The organism is Actinomycetota bacterium (assembly GCA_030776625.1).
Lineage (GTDB): Bacteria > Actinomycetota > CADDZG01 > CADDZG01 > WHSQ01 > MB1-2.
In genome coordinates, this window is sequence record JALYHL010000002.1 from 188,087 (window position 1) to 202,263 (window position 14,177).

Here is a 14,177-nt window from a genome sequence, read left to right on the forward strand (position 1 = left end):
CGGCCCCCGCTAACAGATAGTCAACTCTCCCTGTGTTACCTGAAGCTCGGCACCTGCACCTGTGGATTCGTGTCGCCGCTGAAGAACTTGACCTGCCTGCGGCCCGTGCCCTTCAGCTTGAAGACCTCGAGCCCGTGCCCGCCGAGATGGTTGTTCGCGTAGATGCGCCCGTTGTACCAGTACGCCGCCCACGTGTCCGGCAGCACGCCGCCGGGGATGTGGATGTAGTGACCGATCTCCTCGACGTTTCCGTTCTTCACGTCGCTGAAGTCGAGCGCCGCGATCCCGCCGGCGTAGTACGAGGAAACCACGATGTACTTCGTCGGGTCCTTCATCGGCAACACGTTGAAGTTGTGCGTCGTGCACCTAACGCGATCGCGTTCGTCGCCACCGAACGGCGGGACCCGAGGAAGCGAATGGTGCGCCAGCAGCTTCGGGTTCTTCACGTTGTCGCCCGAGATGTCGTAGAACCACATCGCCCCGACGGGACTGTCCGAGTTGGGAGAGCAACCCCCACCACCCGCCGCTCCCGCGTGCTCATCCCCGATCAAGGCGATGTTGCCGTCCCATGTGATCGCGGAGGAGTGGTCGAGCTCGATCTCTTCGTTCCTGGTCTCCGATAGGACGACGGGCTTGGCCGGGTCCGAAACGTCCCACGTCATCCAGACGCCCAGACAGGCCGCGATCGCGAGGTCGCGCTGCGGGTAGTAGGTCACGTCGTGACAACCGACGGTGTCGGGCGGGAGGAAGCCGGTGTCGGTACCGACCAGCTCGGCCTTCTCGGGAGCTGCGTTCGGAACCTTGATGATCGAGATCTTGCGGTGCGTGAGTTGGTTGCAGCTGGGACCCTGACCGCTGATCGGGTACGACTCGACATAGACGTAGGTGGTGTCGCCGTCGGGCAGGAGCGTGTTCGTGTGCGAGCCGCAGTCGGTCTCGATGAATGCAACCTGCTTCGGCTGTTGCAGGTTCGAGATGTCGACGATCCGGACGCCCTCTTTGCCCAGCGAGGTGTCGCTGAGGTTCGTCTTCGTGTTGTTGCAGGAGGGGTTCTCCACGTTGTTGGAGCCCGTCGCGTCGATCGAAACGAACAGCAGGTTGCCCCGCACCGAGACGTCGCCCTGCGACCCGGGGCACTGATGGAAGCCCACCTGCTTTATGAACCCGTCCCGGCGCGACAGGATCTTGAAGAAGCCCGTTCCCTGGTAGGAGCCGGCGATGACGGTCTTGCCCTGGAAGGCGAGGTCGGATCCCTGAGCGGGAAGATCCTTGTCCGCGTCGAAGGCCTCCCGCTTCAGAAGCTTGATGCTGTCGGAATGCATGTCCTCGTCATGGCTCGCCGTCGCCGGAATGGCTCCGAAGAGCGCCGCCAGCATGGCGACCGCCACAACGGCCGCACGGGTCTTTCCTCGCATGCTGCATACCCCCTGGGTTGGCTGGTTTTGGTTGCTCCGTACAGTTGGCCACAAAAGGCGCATCTCCTGCGCCGGGCGCGAAGACGGCCCCCGCGGGGGCCGTCCAAAATTGAGCTATCGAAGCCTGTCGCTAGGCGTTGAGCCCGAGGCCCATCACGATGTCATCCTTCGGCCGGGCGCCGACGACCTGCGACTTCACGCCTCCGTCCATGAACAGGGCGATGGTCGGGATGCTCATGACTCCATAGCGCGAGGCGATGCCGGGTGACTCGTCTATGTTCAGCTTCACGACCTTCACCTTCTCCTGGTACTCGCCCTGGATCTTCTCGAGCTCGGGCGTCACCAGCCGGCACGGTCCGCACCACTCGGCCCAGAAATCCACGATGACGGGGGTGTCCGCCGCCAGCACCACCTCGTTGAAGTCCTGCTCGTTAACCTCTTGGATGTTGCCCACTGTGCGGCCTCCTGATCGGGGTTGCTTGCTCACCTGGTGAAACGCCCGCGGCGAGCCTATATTCCCCGCCCCGGCGCCCGGCGGAACACGGTCTACCCACATAATTGGCGTCGAGGGGCGGTAGCTCAGTTGGTAGAGCACCGGCTTTGCAAGCCGGGGGTCGTCGGTTCGAGCCCGATCCGCTCCACGAAGCTCCGCCAGAAGCTGCGCTTCGTTCCGCGTCTCCCGCCTTGCCCGGGCCTCTCTCACCGCCGGGGGGCTGCGCCGCCTGGTCGTCGGTTCGAGCCCGATCCGCTCCACGAAGCTGCGCTTCGTTCCGCCGGTTAAGGAACGATGAAGTCCTTCTTCGTCTCCATCCCGTCGGGGTAGTAGGTCTCGGGACCGAGGTGAACGTGGGCGTCGACATCGCCATGCTCGAGACCGTCGGCACCGGAGATCTTGACGCCGCTTCTCGCGCCGATCGTCTTCAGGGGGACGAGGATGCTCGCATACCCGTCCGCCGGGTCGTAGGTCCCCGTCGGGCTCTCGAGTTGCTCGTACGAATCCCCCTTCTGCTCGAAGAGGTAGAAGCGCGGCGCCCCGGTACCGGCGACGGCTTCGGCTATGAAGGTGCGGTTCTTCACATCGAAGACCCACTCGATGCCGGGAAGTAGTGGGAACCCGCCGGAGCGGGGGAGCATCTTGTCGATGCCGATCCTGATCTCGAGGTTCGTGCCCGCACGGCCGACCTGGAGATAGGTGATGTCCAGGGCCGGCAGTCCGTCCCCGGCAGGGTCCGTCCCCAGAACCGTGAGGTTCGACTTCCCCGCGCCGGCCGGCGCGACCGACAACGCGGTGAGTGCGGCAAGCAGGACGATGACGAACGATCGGCGCATGGCCTCAGGATTCGCTGTTCCGGTCATCGTTCCTCTAGAGGATTAGGGACGGGCGAGTCGTACGCTTGTGTGCATGAACCGCTTGCGTACGTTTCTGCTAGCTGCCTCGATGTTGCTGGGGCTCGTGCTGGCGGCAACGCCCGCGTTCGCTCACGCGGCCTATAAGGATTCGGATCCCGCGAACGGCGCCACCGTCTCGAGGGCTCCCTCGAGCGTGACCGCCGAGTTCACCGAGCCGCTGGCGGGCGGGTCGTGGCTCAAGGTGTTCGACCCCTGCGGCCGCCAGGTGGACGCCGGTGACGTTTCCATATTCGGCTACGAGATGTCGGTCTCGATGAGCGGCGTCGCGGCCGGTCCCTACGTCGTCCAGTTCACGGCGTACTCGCGCCTCGATCCGCACGTAACGACGGGCGACTTCGGCTTCACCGCTACACAGGGCGATGAGTGCGCGGGTGCCGAAACCGACTCCGGCTCGGGAGCAGGCTCCTCCACCGGCTCCTCCACCACCGGGTCTGGATCGAACGGAGCCTCGACCACGGAGGGAACGGAGGGAGACACGACCGCCGCGTCCGCCGGCGCCGCCGGGTCGGGCGACGATGACGACACCGGTACGCGCTCGGGAGCATCCGAAACGCGCCGCGACGGGTTCTTCGACCGCGGACGCCAGCGCGCCGCCGTCCCAAACGTGGTGGCGGCAGCGGAGGAACCCTCGGATCCCGAGCCCAGTGTCTGGGATGGGATCCGCATGGACTCGTTCCTCACCGGGTTGTTGTTGTCTGCAGTGATCGGGGCCGCGGGCGGGAAGATCTACGCCGGGATCATGGGGCCGCGCGCTTAAGTAAACCACTCCGATACCCGGAGGAGACATCCAGGAGCCGTCGAACCTAGGGGAATCAGACATTTCACCCCACCCGACGACTCTTGGAGATGACGAACATGAAGCGGTTACTCACTGCGGCGGTGTCGGTTGCGTTGCTCGCAGCGCCCCTCACCGCGTCGGCACGCAACGATGGTCCGACCGTCGTGGTCGCCGATGGAGATCCGAAAGGGTCGTTCGAGGTCATCGGACATTCCGCCCTCGACAACCGCGGGATGAACGCGGCCCTCGCCGTGCACGGCGACTACGTCTACGTCGGCAGTCGCACCGACGGGGGCGCGAAGCCTGTCGACAACGGCGTGAAGGTCGTGGACGTCTCCGACCCGAGCAAGCCTGAGGTCGTCCACTCGATCGGCCAACCGCACCAGGACAACGAGGGAGAGACCTCGCGCGAGCTACGGATATGGCCCGAGCAGGAGCTCCTGATCGTGATGAACCTTGGCTCGAACTGCAGTGAGCTCATCCACGCCTGCTCGCCGCGCAGCGTCGACGACAACTTCCGCTTCTACGACATCTCCGGCAAAAACGCCGCGGCACCTAAGTTCGTGGCCGAGTACAAGCCGAGCGTGAACCCGCACGAGATGTACCTGTGGGACGACCCGCGCAAGCCAGGCCGCGCCCTGCTGTTCCTGTCCACGCCCGGCGGCAGCACCCAGCTTCTGGTGACGGACATCTCGGACGCTCGCAAGAAGAAGTTCGTCGAGCTCGGCAAGCAGAGCTTCACCGTCGGCGAGCCCGGTAACGACAACCGTCTGCACTCGCTCACCGTGACTCCCGACGGCAACAGGGCCTTCTTCGCCTACCTCGAAGCCGGTTTCATGGTCGTGGACTCGAGCGACTTCGCCCGCGGCAGATCGAAGCCCGAGGCGAAGCTCATCACGGACCCGAAGGACGCGCCGCGCTGGCCCGAGGAGATCGGTCCCGGTGCCCACAGCGCCGCCCCTCTCTTCGGAAGCGACTACGTCTTGGTGACCGATGAGGTTTACGGCGAGGCGCTACGCCCGCTGGACTCAGGCGGTTGCCCGTGGGGGTGGGCCCGGATGCTGGACACGAGCGACCCCGAGAAGCCGAAGGTAGTGGCGGAATACAAGCTTCCGCAGAACGATCCGGACTATTGCAAGAGCGATGTCCCTCGCCCGTCGTCCAGCTACGCGGCGCACAACCCGACGCTCACGGAGAACCTGGCCTTCGTGACCTGGCACTCCGGCGGGCTCCAGGCGATCGACGTGTCCGACCCGGCGAAGCCGGCGCAGGCAGCGGAGTTCAAGCCGCAGCCGGAGCCGGTCGTCCTTCAGGAAGACCCCGCGCTGAGCGCAGGTCAGGACAAGGTCGTGATGTGGAGCTTCCCGGTGATCCAGGACGGCCTCATCTACGTGGTCGACCTGCGCAACGGTCTCTACATCCTCGACTACAAGGGCCCGTTCGAGAAAGAGGTCGCGAGGGTGAACTTCCTGGAGGGCAACTCGAACCTCGGTGACGCCGTGAGGTTGGGGAAGCTCTAAGCGGCGGGATCCGACGGGTCGGCGTTTCTCCCCGGACCGCGCAGCTTGTCTTCTACCTGCTCGGGGGTCGGCGCGGTTCCGCCGAGGTGCGCCGGGAGCCACCACCTGTCCGAGTCATCGGCGGGAACCTGCGGGTAGGAGTCCTGCGCCTGCTTCAGCAGGTGACCGATGCTCTGCATCAGCTCGTCGGTGAGAGCGCGTGGATCGTCGTCTGGCTCGGTCGGGATGGGCTCTCCGACGTTCACCACGATCGCGAGCTTCCGTTGCAGGTTCTTCGGCCTACCTTTGGTCAGGATCCTCTGGGTCCCCCACACAGCTGCCGGGATCAGCGGAGCGCTCGCCGCTTGCGCCATGCGCGCCGAGCCGGTCTTCCCCCTGCGCGGAACGAACGAGGGGCTGATCGTGGACTCGGGGAACATGCCGATCAGCTCCCCGCGCTGTAAAGCGTCTATCGCGGCGGCGTAAGCCTTGGCGGGGTCGCGGTCCCGGTCGACGGGGATGTGGCGCATGCCATTCATCAGCACCTTCGCCACCTTGTTGTTCCACACCTCGCGCTTCGCGAGGAAGCGCGCCCGGCGCCTGCGCCTCTCAGCCGCGAGCCCGGTGAAGACGAAGTCGAGATAGCCGATGTGATTGGAGGCAAGAACTCCGGCGCCCTTCGCGGGGATGTTTTCTTCGCCGGTGATGCGGACGTCGTAGGCCATCGCGCGCATCGCGCCTTTGGCCACTAGCTCGATGAACGGGTAGACGTATTCCATTGGCACGGGACTCTACGAGAACCGGCGCCGTACCTGCGGGCGCGGCCGTAAAGAGAAAGGCCCACGCCCGGTGGCGGCGGCGCGGGCCTCGTGGTTGCCGGCGGTTCTAGTACTCGACCTCGATGCCCTGCGCGGCCTTAGGCATCGCGTTAAAGACGCCCTGGAGCTGCATGAGCTTCATCATGTTCCCGGAGACCTTCAACTTGCCCTGCATGAACGCGTTCTGTGCGTTCAGCTCCTCTTTAACGATCGCCACGGCGGTCTGGTAGTTCTGGGTGATCGTCGCTTCCGCATCGGTGACCTCGCCCAGTCCCACCTGAGCGTTCCCGCCGTCGAGAGTGAAGTAGTACTTCGCCTCACCGCCGTCTGGAGTGTCGGTCACGACCTGCTGCAGCTTCACCTGCTGGCCGGAGGCCGCTTTCTTGAAATCATCCGACGAGTTCAACGCGTCCGTCATCGTCGTAGCCCATTCTTCGGTCAGGAACTTCACTGCCACGGCTGCCTCCTTGATCGACGTGTCTGCGGCGCAGAACATACCGTCTCCCTATGAGCAGAAGTCATGGTGAGCCGCCACCACCGAGACCCGCCGCCACGTTGGTGCTGCTGCGCGAGGGCCCAGCCGGCCCCGAGGTGCTCCTCACCACGAGACCGAAGCGCTTGCGCTTCATGGGCGGCGCCGCGGTGTTCCCGGGAGGCGCGACATCGGGCGCCGACCTCGATCCTCGTTGGGCGCCGTTGTCGACCCGCACCCCCGATGACGCTGCTCGCGCCCTCGGCCTCGACGATGGTGCCGGCGCTCTCAGTGCGTTCGTTTGCGCGCTACGGGAGGCGTTCGAGGAGGTCGGCCTGCTTCTCGCCGAAGGACCCACGGACCTGCTGCGGCGCGAAGACGCCGAAGACGCCGCGGGTTTCCTCGATCGCTGTGATGCATTGCGTGTCAGGCTCCGCACGGATCTCCTGGTGCCGGCGGGCCGCTGGGTGACGCCATTGGGAGCGCCGGTTCGCTTCGACGCTCGGTTCTTCGTAGCCGAGGCGCCGCCGGGGTGGGTGCCGGTGCCGGATGAGCGCGAGGTCGAGCGGTGTTGGTGGACTCCTCCGGCCGACGCCCTGGCGGCCCTGGCGACGGGAGATCTGGTGATGGCGCCGCCCACGATCGAGATGTTGCAGAGGTTGGACGGACGCGCCTCCGTCGGCGAGATAAAGAGGTCGCTGGCGGAAGCACCGGTCGGTGCCTCCGGGAGCGTCTTGTCGGTGAGGCTCTCTCCTCTGGTTCACGTGGTCCTGGCTCCGAACGCCGGCCTCATGACCGGCCCCGGCACCAACACCTACATCGTCGGCTCCGGCCCTACCTGCGTCATCGATCCTGCGGTGGACGACGAGCAGTACCTGACGACGTTGTTCGAGGCAGCCGGCGAGGTTTCGGAGGTTCTGGTCACGCACCGGCATGGGGATCACGTGGGAGGAGTGGGCGCGGTCGTGGACCACTTCGGGTGCCCGGTCCGCGCGTTCGGCTCGTCGGAGGTCGGAGGCGTCGCCGCGGTTCCGCTGCACGATCGCGATGTGGTGCAGTTCGGGGGAGGTGACCTTCTCGCGCTCCACACGCCAGGGCACGCGAGTGATCACCTCTGTTTCTATTTCGAGGCCGCGGCCAGCCTGTTCGCGGGCGACAACATCCTCGGCGAGGGCACCGCGGTCATAGCTCCCCCCGACGGCAACATGCGCCAGTACCTCGACACCTTGCGCCGCCTTCGGGAGCTATCCGTCGACCGGATCTACCCCGGTCACTTCCGTCCGTTGGACGGGGGTCGCGTCGTGATCGACGGATATCTGGCGCACCGCGAGGAGCGCCGGACCGCGGTGCTGGAGGCGCTTCGCTCCCGTCCCTCCACACCCGAGGAGGTCGTGTCCCTCGTCTATTCGGACACGCCGACTCAGTTGCACCCGGTCGCCCGCTTGCAGGTTCTGTCGATGCTCGAGCTCTTGTCGGAGCAAGGCCTTGTCGCGCCGGCCGGAGAACGGTGGATCGCATCGGACGTTGATTAGGGTGTGCCTATCAGCCGCATCAAGGCGGGGACGATGCTCTCGAGGGATCGGCGAACCGTAACCAAGGGAAGCTGGCGCTGGGCCGTTCAGATCGGGGAGCTGACGGCCTGGGGAACGGCCGCCCTGATCCTCGGGATCTTGCACCTCGCGCCCCTCCCGGCCGCCACGTATCGAGCCGGCCTCCTTCTAACGGGCGTCTTGGCCTTGTGGCTCGGCGTGTTCTTCCGCCTCCTTCTGTCGAAGGAGGTGGATCGGCCGTGGGTGGCGTGGCTCGGCGTCGCGGTGAACATCGGATTCGCGTCTGGCTTCTTCGCTCTCCTGCGCGGTGAGCTGGCGGCGATCCAACTCGTCTTCATTCCGGTTGTCGTGGCGACAGGTCTCCTCGCTACCCTTCGCGAAGCACTAGCGGCGTCGGTCCTGGCGATCGTCGGCTATCTAGGCGTCGCCGCCGCAACGGGGCCCCCGCCAGCCGTCGTCCCGGCCGTTCTCACGAGCGGGATCTTCTTGCTCTGTGGCTCGGTGGCGGGCCTCCTCGCCGGCGAGCTGCGAACGCACTACCGAGGCGAGAAGCGAGAGCATCAGCTCGCGACGGCGGTGAGACAGCGCTTGCTAGCGGTTCTGGACGCGGTTGACGAAGCCGTTGTCTTCCGGGACCGGCATGGGATCGCCCGGGTGGTGAACCAACGGGCCGGGCGCCTGTTCGACGTCGATCCAGATGCCTTCCTCGGCGAACCGGTGGTGGAGCTCCTTCGAACGGTCGCAAAGCAGACGGAGGAGCCGGAAGACTTCATGGAGGCCTTCCAGGTACTGCGTGATGAGCCTCACGCCGAGATCCGGTGCACGATCGAGCAGATCATCCCTGCCCGCCGCAAGTTGAGGCTTTATTCGGGACCGACCTTCGACGACGACGGGACGCTCGTCGGCCGGATCGACGTCTTCACCGACATCACCGACGCCTCCGCGAGAGCCGAGGAAGTCGAGCGCCTGTACGAACGCGCGCGCAAAACGGCCGAGAGCTACCAGAGAGCACTCCTTCCGGATCAGATCCCCGCCCTTCCACGGCTCGGTCTGGTCGCGCACTACGTCGCCGCGGCGGGAACGCGCGCCGTCTGCGGCGACTTCTACGATTTCGTCACCCTGAGAGACGGCCGTATGGCCGTCGTGCTCGGAGACGTCTGCGGGATCGGGCCCCGCGCGGCGAACGATGCCGCTCTCAGCCGCTACACGCTTCGCTCGCTCGCGGCGAGCGACGCCGATGCCGGGTCTCTGCTCCGCTCGATGAACCAGCTCGTCCATTCACAATCGAGCAACGAGCGCTTCGTCCGTCTCCTTCTTGGCGTGCTCGATCCGGAACGCGCAGTCCTCGAGTACGCGAACGCGGGTCACGTCCCGCCCGTTCTCTACCGCTGCAGCAAAGGAGAGGTCGAGTGGCTGGGCGAAGGCGGTCTTCCACTAGGGATCGAAGAGGGCACGGACTACAAGGTCGCCCGCATCGACCTCCTGCCGGGCGACATGCTCGTCTTCTATACGGACGGTCTGACCGAGGCTCCCCGGCACGGCCGTCCTTTCGGGCAGGGAAAGTTCGCCGACATCGTGGGGGAGTACGGCGTCGGGACGCCGGGAGAGCTCGTGCACGCATTGAGGAGGAGCGTTGACTCATGGGTTTCAGACGAGCTTCGCGACGACCTAGCGCTGGTCGTGTGTCAGGTCGTTCCGGACTCGACGCTGCAGGATCCGTCGCGCGAGCTGGTCCTCCCGAACGAACCCATGCGGGTCCCGGAGGTGAGGTCCTTCGTCGCGGGGTTCCTCGCGGATGTGCGCGCTCCGGTCGACGTCTCCAGCGAGATCCTGCTGGCGACGGGGGAGGCCGCCGCGAACGCGTACCGGCACGGACGCAAGCCCGACGGGCGCAGCGAGGTACGCGTTCGCTGCAGCGTCGACCGCTCGTGCGTATCGGTCACGGTCGCCGACGATGGTGGCGGGTTCGACGCGGGCTTGCTCGACTCTGCGGACCTTCCCGATCGCTTCGCGGCCGGGGGGAGGGGGCTGTATCTGATGCGCGAGCTGATGGACGACGTCGAGATCGCTTCCTCCGACAGCGGCACGACGATCACCCTGAAGCGTCGACTTGATGCCGCCGGCGCGTAGGTTCCGGTGCATACTTGACCTCTCGTCAAGAAATCCCGTAAGCGGCTTGACCGCTGACGGGATCTCATCGGTGCGGTAAGAGCAAAAGAAGCGCACTAAACCGCACCGGCTCAACAAAGAAGGAGTCGCTCGATGACCCGTGAGGCAGTGATCGTTGAGGCCGTCCGCAGCCCCCTCGGTAAGCGCAACGGGAAGCTGAAGGACTGGCATCCGGTGGACCTTCTGGCAACCGTGCTGAACGAGACCGTGGACCGCTGCGGTATCGACGCGACCTTGATCGACGACGTCGTCTGTGGGTGCGTGTCGCAGGTCGGCGACCAGTCGTTGAACGTCGGTCGCAACGCGTGGCTGGCCGCGGGTCTTCCGGAGGAAGTGCCGGCCACAACGGTGGACCGCCAGTGCGGGTCGTCGCAGCAAGCGGCTCACTTCGCCGCGCAGGGGGTGATATCCGGTGCCTACGATGTCGCGATCGCGTGTGGCGTAGAGAACATGACCCGCGTCCCGATGGGATCGAGCGCGCAGGTATCTGGCTTCCCCTTCAGCGAGCAGTTGATGGGTCGTTACGAGGGCGGCCTCGTCCCGCAGGGGATCTCGGCCGAGATGATCGCGGAGCGATGGGAGCTGACGCGCGATCAGCTTGACGCCTTCAGCATGCGGTCTCACGAGCGGGCCGCCGCGGCGACGGCAGCGGGCGCCTTCAGGAACGAGATCTTCCCGATCAAGGTCCAGAGCGAGGAAGGAACCGAGCTCTTCGAAACGGACCAGGGGATCCGGACCCCGAATCCGGAGAAGATGGTCGCGCTGCCGCCTGCGTTCAAGGCCGACGGCGTGGTCACCGCCGGCAACTCGTCTCAGATCACCGACGGAGCTGCCGCTCTCGTGATCACGACGCCGGAGAGGGCCGAGCAGCTCGGGCTCACGCCACGTGCGCGCTTCGTCTCGTTCGCGCTCGCCGGAACCGATCCGGTCACGATGCTGACCGGCCCGATCCCCGCGACCCGCAAGGCGTTGGAGAAGGCGGGGCTCACGCTGGCCGACATCGACATCGTCGAGATCAACGAGGCCTTCGCGAGCGTCGTGCTGGCGTGGAAGAAGGAGCTCGGCGCCGACGACTCGTGGTTCGACGAGAGGGTGAACGTTCACGGCGGAGCGATCGCGCTGGGGCACCCACTCGGCGCATCGGGCGCACGGTTGATGACCACGATGGTGAACGCTCTCGAACAGCGAGAGGGGCGTTACGCGCTCCAGACGATGTGCGAGGGCGGCGGGCTCGCGAACGCGACGATCATCGAGCGGCTGACCTAGCGGCTAGACGGGACGAAGCGGCGTCCGAGGAGACGCCACGTTCACCAGCTCCATCTTCTCGCGGCAGTGGGTCGGGGCCCGATCCGTCGTCGCCGTCTCTACCTTCAGCTCGAGCCCACACATACGGCAGACGTACATGAGGCCTTCCTCGCTCACGTCCTCGGTGTCGACGTCGGGTGGCACCTGCCCGGCCGCGCTGAAGTAGCTGAAGCCGAGGTAGATGATCGTCGCGGCCATGGCCAGGGCTATCGCGGCGCGTCCGAAGCCATAGAAGTAGCCCAGCACCACTAGGAGGATGCCTGCGGCCGTCGCCAGAGTCGGCTTCAAAGCGCTCCGCCTGCTGGTCGGCGACCCGGGTATCCACAGCTTTCTCCACAGCGGTGGAGAAACGACACGCGTGTCATTTGGAGGTCGCGGAGAGGTGCGGGGGTCCGTTCAGTGCCACTGCGTGGCCACCACGAAGGAGGCCGAGATCAGCCCCAGGCCCAGCCACAGCTGGTAGCCCCGGGTCCCCCCCGGCAGCACGCCTAGGTAGTGGCTGATGATGATGAGCACACCTGCCGCGATCAGCGTGAAGAACAGCGCCCCCACCCACGGTGGCGACTGCTTCGGCTTCGGCTTCGGCGGCGGCTGGGCCCTGACTCTTTTGGAACGACTCTTGGGCATAGGTGCAGATAGTAGCCGCGGCACCCGATAATCCATCCAGTGAAAGCTCTTCGGATCTTCGGGAAGTTCCTCATCTCGGTCGGCGTCGGGGTGTTGCTGTTCGTCGGCTGGACGCTATGGGGGACCGGGCTGTACACGCAGCAACAGCAGGAGGCCCTGCGCCAAGAGTTCGATGCGCAGCCGGTCGTTGCCGCGCCGGCGGACGAAGGTCCCAGCGGCCCTCCCCAGGGTTATGCGCCGGGACCGGGCGCACCGGTGTTCAACCTCGTGATGCCCTCGATCGACTTCGACGAGATCGTCATCGAGGGCGTGGGAACGGAAGACCTGAAGAGGGGTCCGGGGCACTACCCGTCGTGCCGGCCTGGCTTCGAACGGCCTCTGTGTACCGAGTTCGAAGAGGTATGGCCGGGCGAGAAAGGGCGGGTGATCGTTTCCGGTCACCGCACTACCTACGGCGCGCCGTTCTTCGATCTGGACAAGCTGCAGGAGGGCGACGAGATCATCACCAAGACGAAGTGGGGCGAGTTCACCTACGAGGTGACCGAGAAGAGGATCGTCCGCCCGGACTCGCTGGCGATCGCCATTCAGAGCGACGCAGCCGAGATCGTCCTGACCACCTGCAACCCGAAGTATTCCGCGGCCCAGCGGCTGATCGTGTTCGGAACTCTGGTGACGACGTGAAGCGCTCGTGGAAGTCGCGCCTTGGCGAGCTGTTCTTGTGGGCGCTCGTAGCGGTCGCCACCGCGGTCGTCATGGTGATGCTGTCGGAGGAGCTGCTCCCCGCCAACTTCTAGGTCGTCGCCCGCACGACCACCTGCGTCATAGCTTCGACCGCGCGCTCGAACGCGGCGACGCCGACGCGTTCGTCGTGGCCGTGGATCGTCTTCAACAGATCGTCGTCCAGAACGAGCGGGACCCATCCGTACGCCGTCGCGCCCAAGCTCCGCAGGTAGCGGAGGTCGGTCATGCCAGAGGTGAGCGACGGCACCACGAGCGGGCTCTCGAGGAGTGACGCCGAGGTCTCTGCGATCGTCTCGAACAGTGCGGTGCGTGCACTCACAGGGCCGCCATGGCGGGCGACTTCGGTGACGGACACGTTGTAATTGCGGCAGGTGGCGCGTACGTCGCCCACCAGTGCATCCACGTCGGTGTCCGGCAAGAGACGGCAGTCGAGCGATGCGTTCGCCTCACCCGGCACTACGTTGTGCTTGTAGCCGCTCCAGATCTGGGTCGGCGTCAGCGTGTCCGACAGCAAGGTAGCGATCGCTCCGCGGGCGCACAAGGGTCTCTTGATCGCGCGCGCGACGTGGGAGCCGCCGCCGGAGGCGAGCGCCTTGAATGTTGCGGCCCGCGCCCCCGATGCTTGTTGCGCCAGCAGGTGGAACTGCTCCCTCATCACGTCATGCACCCGCGGCGCGCGGAAACCGGAGATCTTCGTCAGGGCCCGCGCCAGGTTCACGTTCGCTTGCCGCGCGGGCGGTAGCGCGCCGTGGCCGGGGTCGCCCACCGCCTTCAGCTCCAGCCACAACGCGCTCTTCTCGCCGACCACGATCGGCATCAGCGGGCGCTCCAGCACACCCGAGAGGCCGAACCCGCCTTCGCCTAAGGCCTCGGGACACGGACGCGCGTTGCCGAAGCCGATCAGCTCCGGCCGCTCTTTCGTCATCCAGGCGGCTCCTTGGCGACCGCCAGCCTCTTCGTCCGCGAACGAGACGAGGATGACCTCGCGTTTCACCCCCACAGTGGCGGCCGCCGCGAGCGCGGCCGCATGCATGACGGCTATCCCCTTCATGTCGAGCGTGCCCCGGCCCCAGATCGACCCGTCGTGCAGGTCCCCGCCGAACGGGGAGCGGCTCCAGCTGTCCGGCTCCACGCCGACCACGTCTGTGTGTGACACCAACACGAGCGCGGGAACACTTGTTGGGCCATCGAGGCGCGCGATCAGGTTGGCGCGACCTTCGGGACCCCGGTGGATGCTCGTTTCGGCCCCTGCTGCGTCGAGGTAGCTCCGCAGCAGCTCGGCCGCTGGTTCCTCGTTCCCCGGCGGGTTCGTCGTGTCAACCCGAACCAGCGCCTGAAGTAGCTCCACCTCATCCATCGTGGGAGATTAGCTACGAGTTCTGTGCCCGAGCGA

The 14,177-nt window shown here is 66.0% G+C and carries 14 protein-coding genes and 1 tRNA gene; 7 read left to right on the plus strand and 8 right to left on the minus strand.

Going from position 1 to position 14,177, the window contains the following annotated elements; translation table 11 throughout:
* Nucleotides 1–35: 35 nt before the first annotated feature.
* Nucleotides 36–1,415 carry a hypothetical protein gene (locus M3N53_05100; GenBank protein MDP9067714.1) on the minus strand — a complete coding sequence of 460 codons (1,380 nt, stop codon included), beginning with the start codon at nucleotides 1,413–1,415 and terminating at the stop codon, nucleotides 36–38.
* A gap of 130 nt (nucleotides 1,416–1,545) precedes the next feature.
* Nucleotides 1,546–1,869 (minus strand): thioredoxin, encoded by a 324-nt coding sequence (trxA, locus tag M3N53_05105; protein MDP9067715.1) that lies wholly within the window; start codon nucleotides 1,867–1,869, stop codon nucleotides 1,546–1,548.
* Nucleotides 1,870–1,983: 114 nt separating this feature from the next.
* On the opposite strand from trxA, the gene M3N53_05110 reads away from it, so the two are divergent.
* Nucleotides 1,984–2,056: transfer RNA gene (locus M3N53_05110), tRNA-Ala, on the plus strand.
* 136 nt (nucleotides 2,057–2,192) lie between these two features.
* Here M3N53_05110 and M3N53_05115 read toward each other — a convergent pair.
* Nucleotides 2,193–2,744, minus strand: coding sequence for a hypothetical protein (locus M3N53_05115; protein MDP9067716.1), 552 nt, complete (start codon nucleotides 2,742–2,744; stop codon nucleotides 2,193–2,195).
* 73 nt (nucleotides 2,745–2,817) lie between these two features.
* Here M3N53_05115 and M3N53_05120 point away from each other — a divergent pair, with 73 nt between their 5' ends.
* Nucleotides 2,818–3,582 carry a copper resistance protein CopC gene (locus M3N53_05120; GenBank protein ID MDP9067717.1) on the plus strand — a complete coding sequence of 255 codons (765 nt, stop codon included), beginning with the start codon at nucleotides 2,818–2,820 and terminating at the stop codon, nucleotides 3,580–3,582.
* Between the two features lie 98 nt (nucleotides 3,583–3,680).
* Nucleotides 3,681–5,123: a hypothetical protein gene (locus M3N53_05125; GenBank protein ID MDP9067718.1), complete on the plus strand. Its 1,443-nt coding sequence runs from the start codon at nucleotides 3,681–3,683 to the stop codon at nucleotides 5,121–5,123.
* On the opposite strand, the gene M3N53_05130 is transcribed toward M3N53_05125, so the two are convergent.
* Both M3N53_05130 and M3N53_05135 read right to left on the minus strand, forming a co-directional pair.
* Nucleotides 5,120–5,881, minus strand: a complete 762-nt coding sequence (locus tag M3N53_05130; protein MDP9067719.1) for a 1-acyl-sn-glycerol-3-phosphate acyltransferase — start codon at nucleotides 5,879–5,881, stop codon at nucleotides 5,120–5,122. The two genes, M3N53_05125 and M3N53_05130, sit on opposite strands and share 4 nt — an antisense overlap.
* Nucleotides 5,882–5,987: 106 nt before the next feature.
* Nucleotides 5,988–6,377 carry an SCP2 sterol-binding domain-containing protein gene (locus tag M3N53_05135; protein MDP9067720.1) on the minus strand — a complete coding sequence of 130 codons (390 nt, stop codon included), beginning with the start codon at nucleotides 6,375–6,377 and terminating at the stop codon, nucleotides 5,988–5,990.
* 50 nt (nucleotides 6,378–6,427) lie between these two features.
* Between M3N53_05135 and M3N53_05140 the strand changes: the two genes are divergently transcribed.
* The 3 genes from M3N53_05140 (at nucleotide 6,428) to M3N53_05150 (ending at nucleotide 11,377) form a co-directional block, all read left to right on the plus strand.
* Complete coding sequence (locus M3N53_05140; protein MDP9067721.1) at nucleotides 6,428–7,924, plus strand: MBL fold metallo-hydrolase; 1,497 nt, start codon at nucleotides 6,428–6,430, stop codon at nucleotides 7,922–7,924.
* Between the two features lie 33 nt (nucleotides 7,925–7,957).
* Nucleotides 7,958–10,072: a SpoIIE family protein phosphatase gene (locus tag M3N53_05145; GenBank protein MDP9067722.1), complete on the plus strand. Its 2,115-nt coding sequence runs from the start codon at nucleotides 7,958–7,960 to the stop codon at nucleotides 10,070–10,072.
* Nucleotides 10,073–10,204: 132 nt separating this feature from the next.
* On the plus strand, nucleotides 10,205–11,377 hold the full coding sequence (locus tag M3N53_05150; GenBank protein ID MDP9067723.1) for a thiolase family protein: 1,173 nt from the start codon (nucleotides 10,205–10,207) through the stop codon (nucleotides 11,375–11,377).
* A gap of 3 nt (nucleotides 11,378–11,380) precedes the next feature.
* On the opposite strand, the gene M3N53_05155 is transcribed toward M3N53_05150, so the two are convergent.
* Together M3N53_05155 and M3N53_05160 are read right to left on the minus strand one after the other, a co-directional pair.
* Complete coding sequence (locus M3N53_05155) at nucleotides 11,381–11,704, minus strand: hypothetical protein (GenBank protein MDP9067724.1); 324 nt, start codon at nucleotides 11,702–11,704, stop codon at nucleotides 11,381–11,383.
* Between the two features lie 108 nt (nucleotides 11,705–11,812).
* On the minus strand, nucleotides 11,813–12,043 hold the full coding sequence (locus tag M3N53_05160; GenBank protein ID MDP9067725.1) for a cell division protein CrgA: 231 nt from the start codon (nucleotides 12,041–12,043) through the stop codon (nucleotides 11,813–11,815).
* Between the two features lie 39 nt (nucleotides 12,044–12,082).
* On the opposite strand from M3N53_05160, the gene M3N53_05165 reads away from it, so the two are divergent.
* The gene (locus M3N53_05165; protein ID MDP9067726.1) at nucleotides 12,083–12,724 is read left to right on the plus strand and encodes a sortase; all 642 of its coding nucleotides are present in this window, start codon (nucleotides 12,083–12,085) and stop codon (nucleotides 12,722–12,724) included.
* 109 nt (nucleotides 12,725–12,833) lie between these two features.
* Here the strand turns inward: M3N53_05165 and M3N53_05170 are convergent, their stop codons facing one another.
* Nucleotides 12,834–14,141, minus strand: a complete 1,308-nt coding sequence (locus tag M3N53_05170) for a M20/M25/M40 family metallo-hydrolase (GenBank protein ID MDP9067727.1) — start codon at nucleotides 14,139–14,141, stop codon at nucleotides 12,834–12,836.
* Nucleotides 14,142–14,177: the final 36 nt, after the last annotated feature.

Excerpts from the sequence above, each read along its gene's own strand:
- M3N53_05160 (MDP9067725.1), bottom strand. The coding sequence starts at position 12,043 with ATGCCCAAGAGTCGTTCCAAAAGAGTCAGGGCCCAGCCGCCGCCGAAG.
- M3N53_05150 (MDP9067723.1), top strand. The coding sequence starts at position 10,205 with ATGACCCGTGAGGCAGTGATCGTTGAGGCCGTCCGCAGCCCCCTCGGT.
- M3N53_05170 (MDP9067727.1), bottom strand. The coding sequence starts at position 14,141 with ATGGATGAGGTGGAGCTACTTCAGGCGCTGGTTCGGGTTGACACGACG.
- M3N53_05140 (MDP9067721.1), top strand. The coding sequence starts at position 6,428 with ATGAGCAGAAGTCATGGTGAGCCGCCACCACCGAGACCCGCCGCCACG.
- M3N53_05125 (MDP9067718.1), top strand. The coding sequence starts at position 3,681 with ATGAAGCGGTTACTCACTGCGGCGGTGTCGGTTGCGTTGCTCGCAGCG.
- M3N53_05115 (MDP9067716.1), bottom strand. The coding sequence starts at position 2,744 with ATGCGCCGATCGTTCGTCATCGTCCTGCTTGCCGCACTCACCGCGTTG.
- M3N53_05145 (MDP9067722.1), top strand. The coding sequence starts at position 7,958 with ATGCTCTCGAGGGATCGGCGAACCGTAACCAAGGGAAGCTGGCGCTGG.
- M3N53_05120 (MDP9067717.1), top strand. The coding sequence starts at position 2,818 with ATGAACCGCTTGCGTACGTTTCTGCTAGCTGCCTCGATGTTGCTGGGG.
- M3N53_05130 (MDP9067719.1), bottom strand. The coding sequence starts at position 5,881 with ATGGAATACGTCTACCCGTTCATCGAGCTAGTGGCCAAAGGCGCGATG.
- M3N53_05100 (MDP9067714.1), bottom strand. The coding sequence starts at position 1,415 with ATGCGAGGAAAGACCCGTGCGGCCGTTGTGGCGGTCGCCATGCTGGCG.